At 68.8% G+C, this 841-nt stretch carries 1 pseudogene; it reads right to left on the bottom strand.

Annotation, left to right across the window (positions count from 1 at the left end):
• Positions 1–841: pseudogene (locus tag JT723_RS34645) on the bottom strand (right-handed parallel beta-helix repeat-containing protein); the annotation flags it as partial.

The following is an 841-nucleotide window of genomic DNA, read 5'->3' on the forward strand; positions in this document are numbered from 1 at the left end:
CCATGTCCTTGTAGTCCTTGGCCACGCCGCTGATCCGGTTGCCCTGGATGGTGATGTCCTGGTTGGTCATCGCCGCGTTCGACGGGTGGTGGGCGTCGGGCCGCACACCGCCGACGACGATGCCCGCGCCGGAGTCGTCGGTGAAGGTGCTGCCGGAGACCGTGACGGAGGAGGCGCCGAGGCCGACACCGGAGGCGTGCGCGTCGGCGTCGTTGCCGATGCCGAGGCCCACCTGGCCCAGGTGCGCGAAGGTGTCGCCGGTGAAGGTGATGCCGCGCGCCGCGGAGACCTGCACCGCCGCCGGCACCTGGCTCCAGCTGTTGCGGGCGGCCTCGAAGAGCCGGCAGCCCGACTGGCAGGACGTCATGAAGTCCGACGGCTGACTGAAGGCGCTCCCGAGGAAGGCACCGCTCTGCTGGTCGGCGTAGCCGGCGGAGGTGCTGGGCTGCAGCCAGGTGGTGTGCTGGAAGGCGATACCGCTGACGGTGATGTCGTGGGCGGGGCTGCTGTAGCTGCCGCCGATCTGGAGCAGCGAGGTCAGCCGCGGCAGCTCGATGTCGTGGGACGTGGGCGACCAGTTGCTGGGGGCTTTGTAGTAGAGCTGGCCCGCCTGGGGGTCGAGGTACCACTGGCCTGCGGTCTTCAGGAAGCTGTAGGAGTTCTCCAGCTGGAGGCTGCCGCCGGCGAAGGGGCTGGCCAGGGTGTCGTAGCCCCAGTTGTTGTTGTTCCAGGCCGGCTGCTGCATCGTGATCGTGGAGCCGCTGATCGACTGGACCGGCGCATAGCGGTCGGTGAAGGAGTTCTGGCTCTCCAGTTCGATCCGGCTCTGCTGCGGCAGCGA

The organism is Actinacidiphila bryophytorum, from assembly GCF_016916835.1.
In the GTDB taxonomy this organism is placed as follows: domain Bacteria; phylum Actinomycetota; class Actinomycetes; order Streptomycetales; family Streptomycetaceae; genus Actinacidiphila; species Actinacidiphila bryophytorum.